We start from the raw sequence: 16,696 nt of genomic DNA on the forward strand, positions 1-16,696 counted from the left end.
GTTATATGCCGTTACAACGCGGACGGTCAGCAAAGGCCTGAGCCTAGCAGTTGCCGGACGTATTGGACCTCAGCTGTATCTGTGCATGATGTAGGTTCTTTCCTAAGCTTGTGGGCTGAGCCTTGCGACAAGGCCGACTCTTTGCCTGATTCAACGAGAAAACCATCATGAGCGACAACCGACAGTGGGCCCGCGAAGCCATCCGGATCATCGAAGCCGACTTCCAGCGCAGCGCCGATACTCACCTGATCCCCTTGCCGCTGCCGGGGTTGCCGGGCATCGAGTTGTATTTCAAGGATGAGTCGAGTCATCCCACCGGCAGCCTGAAACATCGGCTGGCGCGCTCGTTGTTCCTCTACGCCCTGTGTAACGGCTGGCTCAAACCCGGTGCGCCGGTGATCGAAGCCTCCAGCGGTTCGACGGCGATTTCCGAGGCGTACTTCGCTCGAATGCTGGGCTTGCCATTCATTGCGGTGATGCCGGCGACCACCTCCAAAGAGAAGATCGCGCAAATCGCGTTCTACGGTGGCCAGAGTCATCTGGTGGACGATCCGACCCAGATCTACGCCGAGTCCGAACGCCTGGCTCGCGAACACGACGGGCACTTCATCGATCAGTTCACCTACGCTGAACGCGCCACCGACTGGCGGGCGAACAACAACATCGCCGAATCGATCTTCCAGCAGATGCGTTTCGAGCAGCACCCGGAACCGAGCTGGCTGATTTCCAGCCCCGGCACCGGCGGCACCACCGCGACGCTCGGCCGATACGTGCGCTATCGCCAGCACTGCTCCCGCGTGCTGTGCGCCGATGCCGAGCGTTCGGTGTTCTTCGATTATTACCAGACCGGCGATGCCAGCCTGCGCCTGGATTGCGGGTCACGGATTGAAGGGATTGGCCGGCCGCGAGTGGAAGCGTCGTTCCTGCCCAAGGTGATCGATGCGATGGTCAAAGTGCCGGACGCGTTGTCGCTGGCGGCCATGCATTACCTGGCGCAGCGTTTGGGGCGACGGGTTGGCGGATCGAGCGGGACCAACCTGATCGGCGCCTTGATGGCGGCCCAGCAGATGGTGGCGGCAGGGGAGTCGGGGTCTATCGTGGCGATTCTGTGCGATGGCGGCGAGCGCTATGCCACCACCTATTACGATCAGGCCTGGCTCAAGGCCCAGGGGTATGAGTTGAGTGGTTTGATGGATGCCGTGGCGGCGAGTGTCGAGCGTGGCGAGCCGCTGCCATCGACGGTACTACGCGCCAACATCTGACACACCGAAGACCAAATGTGGGAGCGGGCTTGCTCGCGAATACGGTTTCACATTCAACAGAGATGTTGGCTGATCCACCGCTTTCGCGAGCAAGCCCGCTCCCACATTTAAATTGGGTCACGCTTCGAGGCCGAGGATGTCTCGGGCCACTGCTTCGGCAATCCGAATCCCGTCGACACCCGCCGACAGAATCCCGCCCGCATAACCCGCGCCTTCACCCGCCGGGAACAAGCCCTTCACGTTCAGGCTTTGCATCGACTCGTTACGGGTAATCCGCAGTGGCGACGAGGTGCGCGTCTCGATCCCGGTCAACACGGCGTCGTGCAGCGAGTAGCCACGAATCTGCTTCTCGAACGCCGGCAAGGCTTCGCGAATGGCTTCGATGGCGAACGCCGGCAAAGCCAGGGCCAAATCGCCCAAGGCAACACCCGGCTTGTAGGACGGTTCGACGCTGCCCAACTCGGTCGACGGTTTGCCGGCAATGAAGTCGCCAACCAGTTGCGCCGGTGCTTCGTAATTGCTGCCGCCCAACACAAAAGCGTGGGATTCCAGGCGTTCCTGCAACTCGATGCCAGCCAGTGGGCCACCTGGATAATCGACTTCCGGGGTGATCCCGACGACGATCCCGGAGTTGGCGTTGCGCTCGTTACGCGAGTACTGGCTCATGCCGTTGGTGACCACGCGGTTCGGCTCGGAGGTCGCTGCCACCACGGTGCCGCCCGGGCACATGCAGAAGCTGTAGACCGAACGACCGTTGCTGGCGTGGTGCACCAGTTTGTAGTCGGCAGCGCCGAGTTTCGGGTGCCCGGCGTATTTGCCCAGGCGCGCGCGGTCGATCAGCGATTGCGGGTGCTCGATGCGGAAACCCACCGAGAACGGCTTGGCTTCCATGAACACACCACGGCCGTGAAGCATGCGGAAGGTGTCCCGGGCACTGTGGCCGAGGGCCAGAATCACGTGTTTCGAATGGATCTGCTCACCGCCATTGAGCTCGACGCCGACCAGTTGGCCGTCCTCGATCAACACATCGGTGACACGCTGCTGGAAGCGCACTTCGCCGCCCATGGCGCGAATCTGCTCACGCATGTTTTCCACTACACCGGTCAGACGGAACGTACCGATGTGCGGTTTGCTGACGTAGAGGATTTCTTCCGGCGCGCCGGCCTTGACGAACTCATGCAGGACTTTGCGACCGATGAATTTCGGGTCCTTGATCTGGCTGTAAAGCTTGCCGTCGGAGAACGTACCCGCGCCGCCTTCACCGAATTGCACGTTGGACTCGGGGTTGAGCACGCTTTTGCGCCACAGGCCCCAAGTGTCCTTGGTGCGCTGACGCACTTCGGTGCCACGTTCGAGGATGATCGGCTTGAAGCCCATCTGCGCCAGCAGCAGCCCGGCGAAAATCCCGCAGGGGCCGAACCCGACCACGATCGGGCGCTGGCTCAGGTCGGCCGGCGCCTGGCCGACCTCTTTGTAGCTGACATCCGGCGCCACGCTGACGTTACGGTCATCGGCGAATGTGTGCAGCACCGACGCCTCATCGCGAACGTTGAGGTCGATGGTGTAGATGAAGCACAGTTCGGAGGACTTTTTGCGCGCATCGTAGCTGCGCTTGAACAAGGTGAAATCGAGCAGGTCATCACTGGCGATGCCCAGGCGCTGCACGATGGCAGGGCGCAGGTCTTCTTCGGGATGGTCGATCGGCAGCTTGAGTTCGGTGATTCGTAACATGACGGGATCCGGTTCGCGGGGCGCACAACTGCGCCAAGGCGTTTGAAGCCCGCGATTATAAGCCTCAAAGGATGATTCCCGTGAGGCAAAAACGATCAGTCGTTACGTGATCCGCCGAAATACCCACAGCCGCGTTGCACTTGGCCATCGATGCGGAGTTCGGCGCTCATGTGCTGCACGCTGCCGGTGCTGCTGTCGACGCAGCGTTGCGGCGCGACCCAGAGCTCGATGCGCTGATTGTTGGCTTCGGTGCTCAGGTTGAAGCGACCATCGCCCAGTTGCTCTTCAACGTACGGCAGGGCCAAGGGCGGCTGGCCGGCGCGGTCGATGACCATGCCTTTGCCGCTGACTTTGACGTTCCACTCAGGGCCATGGCCGGCGGCGCGCAGAATCAATTGTTTGAAATTGGGATCGTCACACGCCGTGCCCGAGCGCTCGACGCGGTACAGCTGCCCCAGATCGAGCCGGCTATCGGCACCACTGGCAACGATCCGGCCACGCACGTCAGCAAACAACTTGCCCTGATCATCGGCCAGGGTCGCGGCCTCTTGCAGAACGCTGGTGCCGCCGGTGTCATTGACCACATAACTGCGCTGCTCATTGCACGGCTGGAACAGCAACTTGCCGTCGGCCGCCGTCAACTGGCCCTGCATGCGGGTCTGGCCCACATGGGAAGCACTTTCGCGCGGCCCATCAAGCAACTGGCAGGCGGCGAACAGCGGAAGCAGGGTAACAAGCACTAAGGAACGGGCAACACGCATCTTTGAGTCTCCTGACAAGTGTCGCCACGTTACTTAGCCTGACCGCTCATCACAACCCTGCAAAGCAAGATCAAAAGATCGCAGCCTGCGGCAGCTCCTACAGGGGGTACGCCGAGCCTTTTGTAGGAGCTGGCGAAGCCTGCGATCTTTTGATTCTGGCGGTTTAGCCGACGCGGTAAGTCTGGCCGGTCTGTAAGCCTTCTACGCTTTTGGCGTAGGCCAGCGCCACTTCGGCGGCGGGCACCGGTTTGAAACCACGGAAGTACGGGGCGTAGCTACCCATGGCTTCGACCAGCACGTTCGGGCTGACCGAGTTGATGCGCAGGCCGCGCGGCAGTTCGATCGCCGCTGCACGGACGAAGCTGTCCAGGGCGCCGTTGACCATGGAGGCTGAGCTGCCGGTACGAATCGGATCGTGGCTGAGGATGCCGGTGGTCAAGGTGAATGATGCACCGTCATTGGCGAATTCCCGGCCGATCAGCAGCAGGTTGACCTGGCCCATCAGCTTGTCCCGCAAGCCGAGCTCGAAATCTTGTTCGGTCATGGTCGCCAGCGGCACGAAGTTGACGCTGCCAGCGGCGCAGATCAGGGCATCAAAGTTGCCGGTCTGTTGGAACAATTTGCGGATCGAGGCGCTGTCACTGATGTCGACCTGGAACTCACCGCTTTTACGGCCGATACGGATGATTTCGTGGCGCTGGGACAGTTCATGGTCAATCGCCGAACCGACGGTGCCAGAGGCGCCAATCAAAAGAATTTTCATCGTGCTGTACCTGAATGGGTTGGATTTAAATATAAGTTTAGAGTGGTTTTTTCCATCGATAAGCGGGCTAATAGGCAACCTTTGGTTTTCAAATGGAAACAATCCGATGAGCGAAATGGACGATCTGGCGGCGTTCGCGGTGTTGATCGAGGCGGGCAGTTTCACCCTGGCCGCCCAGCAATTGGGTTGCAGCAAAGGGCAACTCTCAAAGCGCATCAGCCTGCTGGAAACGCGGTTTTCCGTGGTGTTGCTGCAACGCACCACACGCCGCTTGAGCCTGACGGCGGCGGGCGCGGCGCTGTTGCCGCAAGCCCAGGCGCTGGTGGTTCAAGTCGAGCGAGCGCGTCAGGCCTTGGCGCGGTTGAAAGACGACATGGCCGGCCCGGTGCGGATGACGGTTCCGGTTTCACTGGGGGAAACCTTCTTTGACGGCGCGCTGCTGGAGTTTTCCCGGCAATACCCCGAGGTGCAGATCGAGCTGGAGCTCAACAATAATTACCGTGACCTGTCCCGGGACGGTTTCGACCTGGCGATCCGCTCGGAAGTGGCCAACGACGAACGCCTGGTTGCCCGTCCGCTGCTGGCCTGGCACGAGATGACCTGCGCCAGCCCTGCGTACCTTGAGCGATTCGGTGAACCACTGACGCCTCAGGCGCTGGCTGAACACCGCTGCCTGCTCAACAGTCATTACAGCGGTCGCGAAGAATGGCTCTATCACCAGCAGCACGAGTTACTGCGGGTGCGAGTGTCGGGGCCGTTCGCCAGCAACCATTACAACCTGCTGAAAAAAGCCGCACTGACCGGCGCGGGCATTGCGCGTTTGCCGTCGTACTTGCTGCAAGAGGAATTGGCTGACGGGCGTTTGCGCTGGCTCCTGCGCGATTATCAGACCCGCAGCATGCCGATGTACCTGGTGCACCCGTATCAAGGTGGTTTGCCGAAACGTACCCAAGTGCTGGCGGATTATTTGATGGGTTGGTTCAAGCGCAGTGGTGAGGCGTTGGATCGGCTTCGACGGTGACTGGAATTTGTGTAATTGGATCGGCTGTAGCGGTAACGGCGATGGATGCAATTGGATCGACTAATGACGATCTGCGTAGGAGCTGCCGAAGGCTGCGATCTTTTGATCTTGCTCTTCTCGGAGTCGCTGAAAATCAAGATCAAAAGATCGCAGCCTTCGGCAGCTCCTACAGGGGATATCTATCCGAAGTTTAGCGGGCGTAACGCTTGGCAATCAGATGATCGATCGACAACTTGCCCGGCCCGGTCGCCATCAAGTACAGCAACACCGCAACCCAGGTGCCGTGGGTTGGATAGGCATCGGGGTACACGAACAGCTGAATAGTCAGCGTCATACCCAGCAGTGCCAAAGCCGAAAAACGTGTGGCGAAGCCGATCAGAATCAGCACCGGAAAGAAATGCTCGGCGAAGGCTGCCAAGTGCGCCGCCAGTTCCGGGGAGAGTAGCGGCAGGTGATATTCGCTCTGGAACAACGGAATAGTCGAGTCCGCCAGCCTTGGTACGCCGAGTTCAAAGGTGCCGTCGATCAAGTCGATGACCAGGCCTTCCACCTTGGTTTGCCCGGACTTCCAGAACACCGCGGCAATGGAAAAACGCGCGATAAAGGCGATCAGGCTGTGGGGGATTTTTTCCAGCAGCGCGATGGCGCGGGCGATGGGGTTCTGGTGGGTGTTCATGGCGATACCTTCTGGTGTAAATGGGTAATGACGTTGTGGCTGATCAGCAGCGCCAGGGTTTGGCTGAGGTCGAAGGCGGGCGCTGTCTCTAACGCTTGGGTCAGGGACTGGCCGTTTTGCAGGTTCTGAATGAAGGTGCCGGCGCCGTGGTCGATGGCGAAAACCTCAACCTCCAGACCATTGCGCAACACCAGCGCGTTTTGCCCGTGGTCGAGTTCGATCCCGGCCAGCGTCGCGTCCTGTTGATGCGCCGCCCAGATCGAGATCACGGCAAAAGCTGAAGTCAGCAGATTCAGGGAGGGATGAAACCCGACCGTCAGTTCGCTCAGCGCCTGCGGGTCCGACAGTGCGGCAGCAATCTGTTCATGGCGCAACGGCTGGGCGTCGGCGGCGTGATAGGCCTGAACGCGCAACCGCTCCAGCCGCGCCATGTCGGCCAGATAAGGCACGCTGGCTGCCGGTTCAAAGCGGTCAATGAACTCGGCGAAGTCCTTGCCGTAATCGTTGATGAGTGGGCCTTGAGGTGGGCAACGCTGTACATACAGCCCCGCCATCGCGCGGAAGAACTCATCGCCCACCAACTGCGAAACCACGGGGTAACTGTCGGCCAGGGCGTTGATCAGCGAGCTCTGCACATTGTTGCGATACACCGCGAAACGGCTGGCGGGATCGGCGCCATTGGCGCTGAACAAACCCTCGGGGCAGGGTCGTTGCGGATCGAGCAGGGCGGCGGCAAAAGCGGCTTGAGTGCTCATGGCCGGCCCCCCGCGCAATGCAGCAACTCATCGGCCTGACGGGCTTCGGCATGCAGCACGCTGAAGGCCGGTAACTGGTTGTCGCGCTCGATCAACGTGGCGATCGGGCCGATTCGTTCCAGTACTCGCTTGTACAGCGTCCACACCGCGTTATCGATGGGCGCACCGTGATCGTCGATGAGCAGACGATCGCCGAGGCTGTCGGTGTCTTCAGCAAACCCGGCCAGATGAATCTCTCCCACCGCCTGCAGCGGCAGCGCGTCGATGTAGGCCAGCGGATCCCTTTGGTGATTGATGCAGGAGACGTAGACGTTGTTGACGTCCAGTAGCAGGCCGCAGCCAGTGCGGCGAATGACTTCGCTGATGAAGTCGGCTTCATCGATTGTCGAGCGCTGGAACGCCAGATACGTCGCCGGATTCTCCAGCAGCATCGGGCGTTTGAGGGTGCTTTGCACCTGATCGATGTGCTCGCAGACGCGGTTCAGCGTCGGCGCATCGTAGGCCAGGGGCAGCAGGTCATTGAGAAACACCGGACCATGGCTGGACCAGGCCAGGTGTTCGGAAAAGGATTGGGGTTGATAGCGTTCGATCAGCGCGGCAAGCCTTTGCAGGTGCTGGCCATCCAGCGGACCTTCGGCACCAATGGACAGGCCAACGCCGTGTAGCGACAGCGGATAATGCTCGCGAATCAACCCCAGAAAATGATGAAACGGGCCGCCGGCCACCATGTAGTTTTCGGCGTGGACTTCGAAGAAACCGATGTCCGGTTGTGCACCGAGCACTTCACGAAAGTGCTCGGTCTTGAGCCCCAGCCCGGAGCGGGGCGGGAGCCCGGAAGATAAATAGTTCATGGTCGACACTCAGGCTGGGTGCTGATTACGACTTGGCTTTGTAGGCTTCCAGTTGGCCAAAACCGGTTGGCGAGGTTTGGCTCATCGTGGTGGTGCAGGTGCCCTTAGGGACGAGTTTCCAGGCATTGGCCTGGTAATCGGTTTTTGCAGTGCCGGCGCAAGTGGTGCCAGCGCCTGCGGCGCAATCGTTCTTGCCTTTCATGGCCACGCCGAAGCATTTTTCCATGTTGTCGTCAGCGGCATGGGCAGTGGAGACAGCGGCAATGCTCAAGGCAGAACCGAGGGCCAGAACCAGGGCGGTGGCGGACAGGGTGCGGGTGGTAGCAGTCATGATGTTTCTCCGAAATTGAGCTTGGATTGGCAAGCATTTGTGCTTGCTTACTGCTCTAGAGAAACGACAGGGCGATGCGTTACAGCCCCAACGAAAAAAACTCAAAAAAACACGCAGACCCCCGTAGGAGCTGCCGAAGGCTGCGATCTTTTGACTTTGATCTTTTCTGAAACACTGAAGATCAGGATCAAAAGATCGCAGCCTTCGGCAGCTCCTACGGAGATCTTCATTGTTGTGAGGTTTGTGTCAGGCATAAAAAAACGGCCGCGAAGGCCGTTTTTTTGTTTACCGCCAAGGCTCAACCACCAAGATACGCTTCGCGCACTTTCGGGTCGGTCAACAGCGCTTCACCTGTCCCTGTCATCACCACCCGGCCGTTTTCCAGCACGTAGGCACGGTCAGCGATTTTCAGTGCCTGGTTGGCGTTCTGCTCCACCAAAAACACCGTTACACCGTCCTTGCGCAGTTGTTCGATGATGTCGAAGATCTGCTGGATGATGATCGGTGCCAGGCCCAGCGATGGCTCGTCGAGCAGCAACAGCTTGGGCTTGCTCATCAGCGCACGGCCGATGGCGAGCATTTGCTGTTCGCCGCCAGACATGGTGCCGCCGCGTTGGGCGAAACGTTCTTTCAGGCGTGGGAAAAGTCCGAGGACCTTGTCCATCTGTTCCTGATAATCGCCCTTGTCGGTGAAGAATCCGCCCATGGCGAGGTTCTCTTCCACGGTCAGACGGGCAAACACCCGACGACCTTCCGGGACCACGGCGATGCTTTTACGCATGATGTGCGACGAGTCCTGGCCGACGAGCTCTTCGCCCATGTAGCGGATGCTGCCGCTGTGGGCTTGCGGCGAACCGCAGAGGGTCATCAGCAGGGTCGACTTGCCGGCACCGTTGGCGCCGATCAGGGTCACGATCTCGCCCTGGCGGACTTCGACGTTGACGCTGTGCAGCGCCTGGATCTTGCCGTAGAAGGTGGAAACGTTTTCGAACTGCAGCATTTACGCTTCCCCCAGGTAGGCTTTGATCACTTCAGGATTGTCGCGGATCTGTTCCGGCGTGCCATCGGCCAGGGGCGTGCCCTGGTTGATCACGACGATGTGGTCGGAAATGCTCATGACCAGTTTCATGTCGTGTTCGATCAACAGCACGGTGACGTTGTGCTCTTCACGCAACATGCTGATCAGCGCTTTGAGGTCTTCGGTTTCCTTCGGGTTCAGGCCGGCGGCCGGTTCGTCGAGCATGAGGATCCGCGGACGGGTCATCATGCAGCGAGCGATTTCCAGACGACGTTGCTGACCGTAGGCCAGGGTGCCGGCCGGACGGTTGGCGAACGCCTTGAGGTTGACCTTGTCCAGCCAGTACTCGGCGAACTCCATGGCTTCACGTTCGCTTTTGCGAAAGCCCGGTGTCTTGAACAGACCGGCCAGGAAGTTGGTGTTCAGGTGACGGTGTTGGGCGATCAAGAGGTTCTCGACCGCGGTCATGTCCTTGAACAGCCGTACGTTCTGGAAGGTCCGCACCACACCTTTGAGGGCGATCTTGTGGCCGGGCAGGCCTTCGATTGGCTCGCCGTCGAGCAGGATGCTGCCGCCGCTCGGTTTGTAGAAACCGGTCAGGCAGTTGAACACGGTGGTCTTGCCGGCGCCGTTGGGGCCGATCAATGCCACCACCTGTTTTTCTTTCACGCTCAGGGCTACGCCGTTGACCGCCAGCAAGCCGCCGAAGCGCATGCTCAAGTTGTCTACTTTAAGGATCTCACGGCTCATTTGCGCGGCTCCGCTCTTAATTTAAGTTCGGGGCGTTGCATCGGCAGCAGACCTTGAGGACGCCAGATCATCATCAGCACCATCAAGGCGCCGAACATCAACATGCGGTATTCACTGAACTCACGCATCATTTCCGGCAACAGGATCATCACCGTGGCGGCGAGTACGACGCCCAGTTGCGAGCCCATGCCGCCCAGCACCACTATGGCGAGGATGGTCGCCGACTCGATGAAGGTGAAGGACTCCGGTGTCACCAGGCCTTGGCGCGCGGCGAAGAAGCTACCGGCGAAACCGGCGAACGCAGCACCGAGGGTGAAGGCCGACAGCTTGATGACCGTAGGATTGAGCCCCAGCGCACGGCAGGCGATTTCGTCTTCACGCAGCGCTTCCCAGGCACGGCCCAGGGGCATGCGCAGCAGACGGTTGATGACGAACAGGGCGAACAGCGACAACAACACCGCGATCAGGTAAAGGAAGATCACCTTGTTTACCGGGTTGTAGGTCAGGCCGAAGTACTCGTGGAAGGTCTGCAGTCCATCTGCGGCAGTTCTATCGAAGGTCAGCCCGAAAAGCGTTGGCTTGGGAATGTTGCTGATGCCGTTCGGGCCGCCGGTGAGGTCGGTCAGGTTACGCAGGAACAGACGGATGATTTCACCGAAACCCAAGGTCACGATTGCCAGGTAGTCACCGCGCAAACGCAGCACCGGGAAACCGAGCAGGAAGCCAAACGTGGCCGCCATCATCCCGGCAATCGGCAGGCAGATCCAGAAGCTCAGGCCATAGTAGTGCGACAGCAGCGCGTAGCTGTAGGCGCCCACGGCGTAGAAGCCGACATAACCGAGGTCGAGCAGACCAGCCAGGCCGACCACGATGTTCAGGCCCAGGCCGAGCATCACGTAGATCAGCACCAGGGTGGCGATGTCCACCGCCCCGCGGGAGCCGAAGAACGGCCAGACCAGTGCACCCACGACTAACGCGATGATGATCCAGCGTTGAGTCGTCGGCAGGGTCAGGAAGTGACTGGCCTTGGCCGGCATCACCGGCAGGTTGGGCGAGGCTTTCCAGGCCGAGCTGATCTGCTGGTCGAACAGCACCCGCAAGAACATCAGCACCGAGCACACGGCAATGGTGATCAGCGTTGCAGTGCTGGTGCCATGGACTTCGAGGTTGATGCCGACAATGGTCAGTTTCAGACCGAGTACCGGGTAGGCAACAGCCCACACCAGCAAGGCGCTGAACAACGCCTGTTTAAGATTCCTAGTCATACTTTCTCAACCTCCGGACGGCCCAACAGGCCGGTTGGCCGGAACAACAACACCAGAACCAATAGACCGAACGCCACGACGTCCTTGTACTGGTCGCCGAAAATATCGGCACCAAAGGCTTCCGCCACCCCAAGCACCAGCCCGCCGAGCATTGCGCCGGGGATGCTGCCGATACCGCCCAATACTGCGGCGGTGAAGGCCTTGAGGCCGACCAGGAAACCGGCGTTCGGGTTGATCACGCCGTATTGCATGCTCAGCAGCACAGCCGCGATGGCCGCCAGTGCCGCACCGATGACGAAGGTCAGGGCGATGATGTTGTTGGTGTTGATACCCAAGAGGTTGGCCATCTTGATGTCTTCGGCACAGGCGCGGCAGGCGCGACCCAGGCGAGAACGGGAGATGAACAGCGTCAGGCCGAGCATGGCGACCAGGGTCACCACGAACACCACGATTTGCATGTAGGAAATCAGCACTTCATGTGCGCCACCTGGCCCGATGGCGAAGTTGCCAGGGATCAGGTTGGAGATGGATTTGTCCTTGGAGTCTTGCGCCAGCAGAACCGTGTTCTGCAGGAAGATCGACATGCCGATGGCGGAGATCAGCGGGATCAGACGGTTGCTGCCGCGCAGGGGGCGATAGGCGATCCGTTCGATGCTGTAACCGTAGGCACTGGTAACGACGATGGTCGCGATGAAAGCCGCGGTCATCAAGAGCGGGACACTGTCGAGCCCCATCATGGCCAGCCCGGCGATGGCGATGAACGCCACGTAAGAGCCGATCATGTACACCTCGCCGTGGGCGAAGTTGATCATTCCAATGATGCCGTAAACCATCGTATAGCCGATGGCGATCAGGGCATACGTGCTGCCAACGGTCAGACCGTTAACCAGCTGTTGGAAAAAGTGATAGATGTCAGGCATTACAGCGCTCCTAAAAACCTGATACGCATTTCACTGGTGGAGTCATTTTCCCGCTCGAGCCCCGTGGATCTGCATCCACTTCGAATTCGAGGTTTGCCAGCGAACCGCTGATGACGGTTTTGAGATTTTCAGGTGGGGAGACTGGCGGATCACGCCAGCGCGGCCCAATTACGTTCGTAAAACAAAGCCCACGGCACGCCGTGGGCTTTATTGGCAGTCAGTCAGGCCAAGGCCTTACTGAGGCGAAACTTCAGTTTTAGGTTTGCCGAAGTGCCACTGGTAAACCACGAATTTGAAGTCCTTCAGATCGCCCTTGTCGTCGAAAGACAGGTCGCCGGTCGGGGTTTTGAACGTGCCCTTGTGGATAGCTTCAGCCACTTTGGTGGTGTCTTCGCTCTTGGCGGCCTTGATGCCTTCGGCGATGACTTGCACAGCCGAGTAGGCCGGGAACACGAACGGACCGCTCGGGTCTTCTTTCTTGGCTTTGAACGCGTCAGCCAGGGCGATGTTGGCCGGATCCTGGTCGAAGGATTTCGGCAGGGTCACCAGCAGGCCTTCGGAAGCTTCCTTGGCGATCTGCGAAATGGAGTCGTTACCCACGCCTTCCGGACCCATGAACTTGGCTTTCAGGCCTTTTTCCTGGGATTGACGCAGAAGCAGACCCAGTTCCGGGTGGTAGCCGCCGTAGTAGACGAAGTCGACGTTGGCTTGCTTGAGCTTGGAGACCATCGAAGAGAAGTCTTTGTCGCCAGCGTTGATGCCTTCGAACACGGCAACCTTGACGCCTTTGGCTTCCAGGGTTTTCTTCACGGCGCTGGCGATGCCTTCACCGTATTGCTGTTTGTCGTGCAGAACAGCAACGATTTTCGGTTTGACGTGATCGGCGATGTAGTTACCGGCGGCAGGGCCCTGGGCGCTGTCCAGACCGATGGTGCGGAAGATCATTTTATAGCCGCGAGTGGTGATGTCCGGGCTGGTGGCAGCCGGAGTGATCATGATCACGCCTTCGTCTTCGTAGATGTCGGACGCCGGTTGAGTGGAGCTGGAGCACAGGTGACCAACCACGAACTTGACGCCGTCGTTGACGACTTTGTTCGCGACAGCAACCGCTTGTTTTGGATCGCAGGCATCGTCGTATTCAACGGCTTCGAGTTTCTTGCCGTCGACGCCACCCTTGGCGTTGATTTGTTCGATGGCCATTTTGGAGCCACTGAACTGCATGTCGCCGTATTGGGCTACAGGGCCGGTTTTAGGGCCGGCGATGCCGATCTTGATGGTGTCAGCGGCGAACGAATGGCTGGCAACCCCGGCCAGAACCATAGCGGCAAACAGTTTTGAAATCTGCTTAGTAGCCTTAGTCATAGTGCTCCACTCTTACTGTTGTAGTTTTTATAGTCCTGGCGCCGTAGCAGCAGAACCGGGTCAGATATCGTTGATATCCTCCGGAAAATGCCCCCGGCAACTGTACCGGTACAGTGTAGAGCGCCGATTGTTAGCCTGGGAAGCTGGCGCCAGGGGGCAAAACCTGAGGGTGTCGCTTTATTGAAAGAAAAAGACAGAATCACGGCGGGATGTTAGCTGGCTAATACTTGAGTTCAGCAGCATTCCCTGGCTTTCCTGCTTTTTTCAATCGGTAATGCAATTGCATCCGGGTTTTTCTGGCGCAATACCGACGTTATCATTCACGTCGATTTTCTTTGCGGACAGAAGCCCATGACTCAAGAACCTAGCACCCTCTATGCCAAGCTGCTTGGTGAGACCGCATCTATTACCTGGAAAGAGTTGGAGCCGTTCTTCGCCAAGGGTGCCCTATTGTGGGTCGATCCAGGCCTGGATTTGATCGCTGCAGCAGAAGCAGTGGCAACCGATGAAGGCGAGAAAGTCGCTGCCTGGCTGGCCGCCGACAAGGTCGCCAAGCTGTCTGAAACGCGGGCGCTGGATCTTTTCGAGCGCGATCCGGAGCTTTGGGCCGTGGTGGTTTCGCCGTGGATTCTGATCCAGGAAAGGGCGACGAGCTGAGTCTATGCACTTAATTGGTGCGCATCTTTGCCGGTGAAAAGTGTGTAGCCGAGTAGCGTGATGGCATGTTGCCGTAGAGAAAGGCCACAGAAGGGTCTTGGCGAGGGTGACGTAAACGTAACGGGAACAGTTTATTGAGCAGCCGATTGGCTGCTTAATTGTTTCTGGATGTTGGTAAATCGGTGGCTGATGCGGTGAGTATCAGACCGCTTTCGCGAGCAAGCCCGCTCCCACATTTAACCGGGTTCCTCCAGAAGGAATGCGATCAAATGTGGGAGCGGGCTTGCTCGCGAATGGGGTCGCCGCGGTTTAAGCCGTCTTGCCCGTATGGTTATTCAAGGAAATAACCTTGGTCTTGCCAATCCGGTGACGGTAAATCTCGCGCAGATACTTGATCGCCTTCTTCACGCAATCCCGGGACAAACGAATGTCATTGATCGAGACAAACTTGTCCTTGTCGTTGATCAGCTCGCGGTACTTCTTCTCGTACATCGGTTTGATCGCGTACCAGTTGGTATCGAGGATTTTCGCCGGGTTTTCGAATTCGTTGAGCAGCTCGTCGATGCGGTCTTCGTCGAAGTCTTCATTGATGATGAAGTCCAGGATCGAGTTATCCAGCGTCTCGTCGAAGCGGTACGGGTTTTTCGCGAAGCAGCGCTTGATGAAGGCCACGATCAGCGTCAGGAAGTCGTCCGACAGGCAAGGGCTCTTGGCGATCAAAGTGGTCAGCGACAGGTTGGCCGAGGCGCCGATCACCAGCGCATAACGCTTGAGCGTGGTGTTGGGGAACAGGCTGTTGAGGTGGGTCTTCAACCGGTTCAGGTCCATGTAGGACAGCTTGTAGTCTTTGGGCAGCGAAACAATCGACACCACCGACGAGCAATTCTTGAAGAAGTGCAGGTCGTGCAACGCGGCCGCGTCATAGCCCGAATTCTTGTACTGCTCAAGCGAAGCGCGATAGCGCTTGGACTCGATCGGCAGCAGGCTGATGCCTTCGATTGCCTGGGTGACCTTGTTGAAGTGCGGCAGGTCGATGGAGCGGAAGAACAGGTCGTCGATGTTCAGGCGCTGCGGCTCTTTCTCGAACACTTTGAACTTGTCGCTGCTCGGCGGCGGAGTTTCCGGCACCACGGACTCGGCGTAGGCAATTGCCACCGGGCCGGCCAGGCTCATGAACAGGTCGTTGGCGTCCAGGCGAATGGTTTCGCCGATGTCGATGCCGGCACGACGGAAATAGTTCTGGTCGTAGTCGGTAGTGACCGCCTGGGCTGTCAGAATGTTGAAGATCTGCTGTGAGATGTACTGGTTGGCGTGCTTTTCCATGGCATTGACATCAATGTTCTGGATGTTGCCGTCATCGCTTTCTTCGGCATAACGCATGATGTCGTTGGAAATCAGCATCATCGCGTTCCATGGGCGGATACGACCCATGACGCTGGCTTCACTGCTGTCTTCGTTGGCGAAGTTGTAGGAGAAGTCCCACTCTTCCGACAGGTATTTGCACAGCAGGCGACCGGCGTTGATGTGCAGCGCCTCGGACATTTCGCTGCGGTGATCGGAAATGTTCGGCAGTACGCAAATACCGCTGGTGAAGATCGGCTCGAAGACGAAGGAATGACCGCTCTTGCTGTCGTGCTCGTCCACAGGCTTGGTGTCGAACGTCTTGTTCATGTATGAGTGCTGCTGGGCCAGGCCGAACTCAGAGGCCATGCCCGAACCGGTACCGCCGCCGGCGCTGAAGATCGAGAAATACAGGCGCGACTGGTTGGCCTTGATCCCGCAGCTGTCGATCAGGTACGAGTGAATCATCTTCCAGTCAGGGCTGGAAAACCGCTGGGTGTCCTTGTTCAGGATGATCTTGGCCAGGTATTGGCCGAGGATCGGCGCGTTACCGGCGCCACCGGCGTGGACTTCCGACAAGTCCATGATTTTCATTTTGCTGTAGTCGCGCAAAAAGCCGCTTTTTTCGCCCTTGCGCGAGAAACGGATTCGACCGGCGATGTCCTTGTCCAGGTCGCCGAGCATCACCAGCGGCTCGACCAGAAACACCGGTTTGCTGGCCTTGTTCGTCCCCAGGCGCAGGTTATTGCGAATCCACTGCGCCGGGCTGTAGCCCTTTTCGGCGTAGCGTTTGTCTGGCGACAGGCGGTCTTCGTTGTTGAATTCGTTGAGGTAGAACTTGCGGGCGTTGTACACCAGCTCCGCCACGTCCAGCGCGATGTTCGAACCACAGCGGCCCAGGCCGATCAGGCACACCGACGGGAATTCCTGATCGCTGTGCTGTTCGTTGTCACCTTCCAGGTGCGGCGGGCGCGGGAACACCAGGTCGCGCAGGCCGTCGAGGTTGTCGAGGATACGGTCGGTATTGGTTTCGGTGAAGTACAGGTATTGCTGAGTCGCCAGCGGACGCGACGGGGTCAATGGCTTCGACGATGAGGGGCTGTTCGCCGCGGGGCTCAAGGTCAGGTCGGATACCGCGGTGGCCGGATTATTTTTAGAAGTCATTGTGCGCCATATACCTGGACTGGTCGGCTCGGCGACAAGTGTCATCGAGTCATCACGGAATGGGATCT

Annotated in this window: 16 protein-coding genes; 3 read left to right on the forward strand and 13 right to left on the reverse strand. The window is 58.8% G+C overall.

Annotation, left to right across the window (positions count from 1 at the left end):
* Positions 1-164: 164 nt before the first annotated feature.
* Positions 165-1,262: a PLP-dependent cysteine synthase family protein gene (locus TU81_RS05430; protein ID WP_173667552.1), complete on the forward strand. Its 1,098-nt coding sequence runs from the start codon at positions 165-167 to the stop codon at positions 1,260-1,262.
* 117 nt (positions 1,263-1,379) lie between these two features.
* Here the strand turns inward: TU81_RS05430 and TU81_RS05435 are convergent, their stop codons facing one another.
* From TU81_RS05435 to TU81_RS05445, 3 genes are all read right to left on the reverse strand, one after another.
* Positions 1,380-2,993 (reverse strand): NAD(P)/FAD-dependent oxidoreductase, encoded by a 1,614-nt coding sequence (locus TU81_RS05435; protein ID WP_048393910.1) that lies wholly within the window; start codon positions 2,991-2,993, stop codon positions 1,380-1,382.
* 95 nt (positions 2,994-3,088) lie between these two features.
* Positions 3,089-3,754, reverse strand: coding sequence for a COG3650 family protein (locus TU81_RS05440; RefSeq protein ID WP_048393912.1), 666 nt, complete (start codon positions 3,752-3,754; stop codon positions 3,089-3,091).
* A gap of 163 nt (positions 3,755-3,917) precedes the next feature.
* Positions 3,918-4,517, reverse strand: a complete 600-nt coding sequence (locus TU81_RS05445; RefSeq protein ID WP_048393914.1) for a short chain dehydrogenase — start codon at positions 4,515-4,517, stop codon at positions 3,918-3,920.
* A gap of 106 nt (positions 4,518-4,623) precedes the next feature.
* On the opposite strand from TU81_RS05445, the gene TU81_RS05450 reads away from it, so the two are divergent.
* Positions 4,624-5,538, forward strand: coding sequence for a LysR family transcriptional regulator (locus tag TU81_RS05450; protein WP_048393916.1), 915 nt, complete (start codon positions 4,624-4,626; stop codon positions 5,536-5,538).
* A gap of 190 nt (positions 5,539-5,728) precedes the next feature.
* On the opposite strand, the gene TU81_RS05455 is transcribed toward TU81_RS05450, so the two are convergent.
* From TU81_RS05455 to TU81_RS05495, 9 genes are all read right to left on the reverse strand, one after another.
* Positions 5,729-6,214, reverse strand: coding sequence for a DoxX family protein (locus TU81_RS05455; protein WP_048393918.1), 486 nt, complete (start codon positions 6,212-6,214; stop codon positions 5,729-5,731).
* Positions 6,211-6,969 (reverse strand): HvfC/BufC N-terminal domain-containing protein, encoded by a 759-nt coding sequence (locus TU81_RS05460; RefSeq protein ID WP_048393920.1) that lies wholly within the window; start codon positions 6,967-6,969, stop codon positions 6,211-6,213. Before TU81_RS05460 ends, TU81_RS05455 begins: the two co-directional genes overlap by 4 nt.
* Positions 6,966-7,820 carry an MNIO family bufferin maturase gene (gene bufB / locus TU81_RS05465; protein WP_048393922.1) on the reverse strand — a complete coding sequence of 285 codons (855 nt, stop codon included), beginning with the start codon at positions 7,818-7,820 and terminating at the stop codon, positions 6,966-6,968. The genes TU81_RS05460 and bufB overlap by 4 nt, the downstream gene beginning before the upstream one ends.
* Positions 7,821-7,845: 25 nt before the next feature.
* On the reverse strand, positions 7,846-8,151 hold the full coding sequence (locus tag TU81_RS05470; RefSeq protein WP_038979247.1) for a BufA1 family periplasmic bufferin-type metallophore: 306 nt from the start codon (positions 8,149-8,151) through the stop codon (positions 7,846-7,848).
* A gap of 298 nt (positions 8,152-8,449) precedes the next feature.
* Positions 8,450-9,151 (reverse strand): ABC transporter ATP-binding protein, encoded by a 702-nt coding sequence (locus tag TU81_RS05475; RefSeq protein WP_007906649.1) that lies wholly within the window; start codon positions 9,149-9,151, stop codon positions 8,450-8,452.
* Entirely contained in the window at positions 9,152-9,919 is a 768-nt protein-coding gene (livG, locus tag TU81_RS05480) for a high-affinity branched-chain amino acid ABC transporter ATP-binding protein LivG (RefSeq protein ID WP_048393925.1), read from the reverse strand.
* A complete protein-coding gene (locus TU81_RS05485; RefSeq protein ID WP_048393929.1) occupies positions 9,916-11,184 on the reverse strand; it encodes a high-affinity branched-chain amino acid ABC transporter permease LivM in 1,269 nt (422 codons plus the stop codon). The genes livG and TU81_RS05485 overlap by 4 nt, the downstream gene beginning before the upstream one ends.
* Complete coding sequence (livH, locus tag TU81_RS05490) at positions 11,181-12,104, reverse strand: high-affinity branched-chain amino acid ABC transporter permease LivH (protein WP_030128345.1); 924 nt, start codon at positions 12,102-12,104, stop codon at positions 11,181-11,183. Before livH ends, TU81_RS05485 begins: the two co-directional genes overlap by 4 nt.
* Before the next feature lie 234 nt (positions 12,105-12,338).
* Positions 12,339-13,466, reverse strand: a complete 1,128-nt coding sequence (locus TU81_RS05495; protein WP_038979250.1) for a branched-chain amino acid ABC transporter substrate-binding protein — start codon at positions 13,464-13,466, stop codon at positions 12,339-12,341.
* A 351-nt stretch (positions 13,467-13,817) separates the two neighbouring features.
* On the opposite strand from TU81_RS05495, the gene TU81_RS05500 reads away from it, so the two are divergent.
* A complete protein-coding gene (locus TU81_RS05500) occupies positions 13,818-14,123 on the forward strand; it encodes a DUF2288 domain-containing protein (protein ID WP_033059033.1) in 306 nt (101 codons plus the stop codon).
* A gap of 309 nt (positions 14,124-14,432) precedes the next feature.
* Here TU81_RS05500 and TU81_RS05505 read toward each other — a convergent pair whose 3' ends face one another.
* A complete protein-coding gene (locus TU81_RS05505; RefSeq protein WP_048393933.1) occupies positions 14,433-16,628 on the reverse strand; it encodes a hypothetical protein in 2,196 nt (731 codons plus the stop codon).
* Between the last annotated feature and the right edge of the window lie 68 nt (positions 16,629-16,696).

The organism is Pseudomonas lini (genome assembly GCF_001042905.1).
Taxonomy (GTDB): Bacteria; Pseudomonadota; Gammaproteobacteria; order Pseudomonadales; family Pseudomonadaceae; genus Aquipseudomonas; species Aquipseudomonas lini.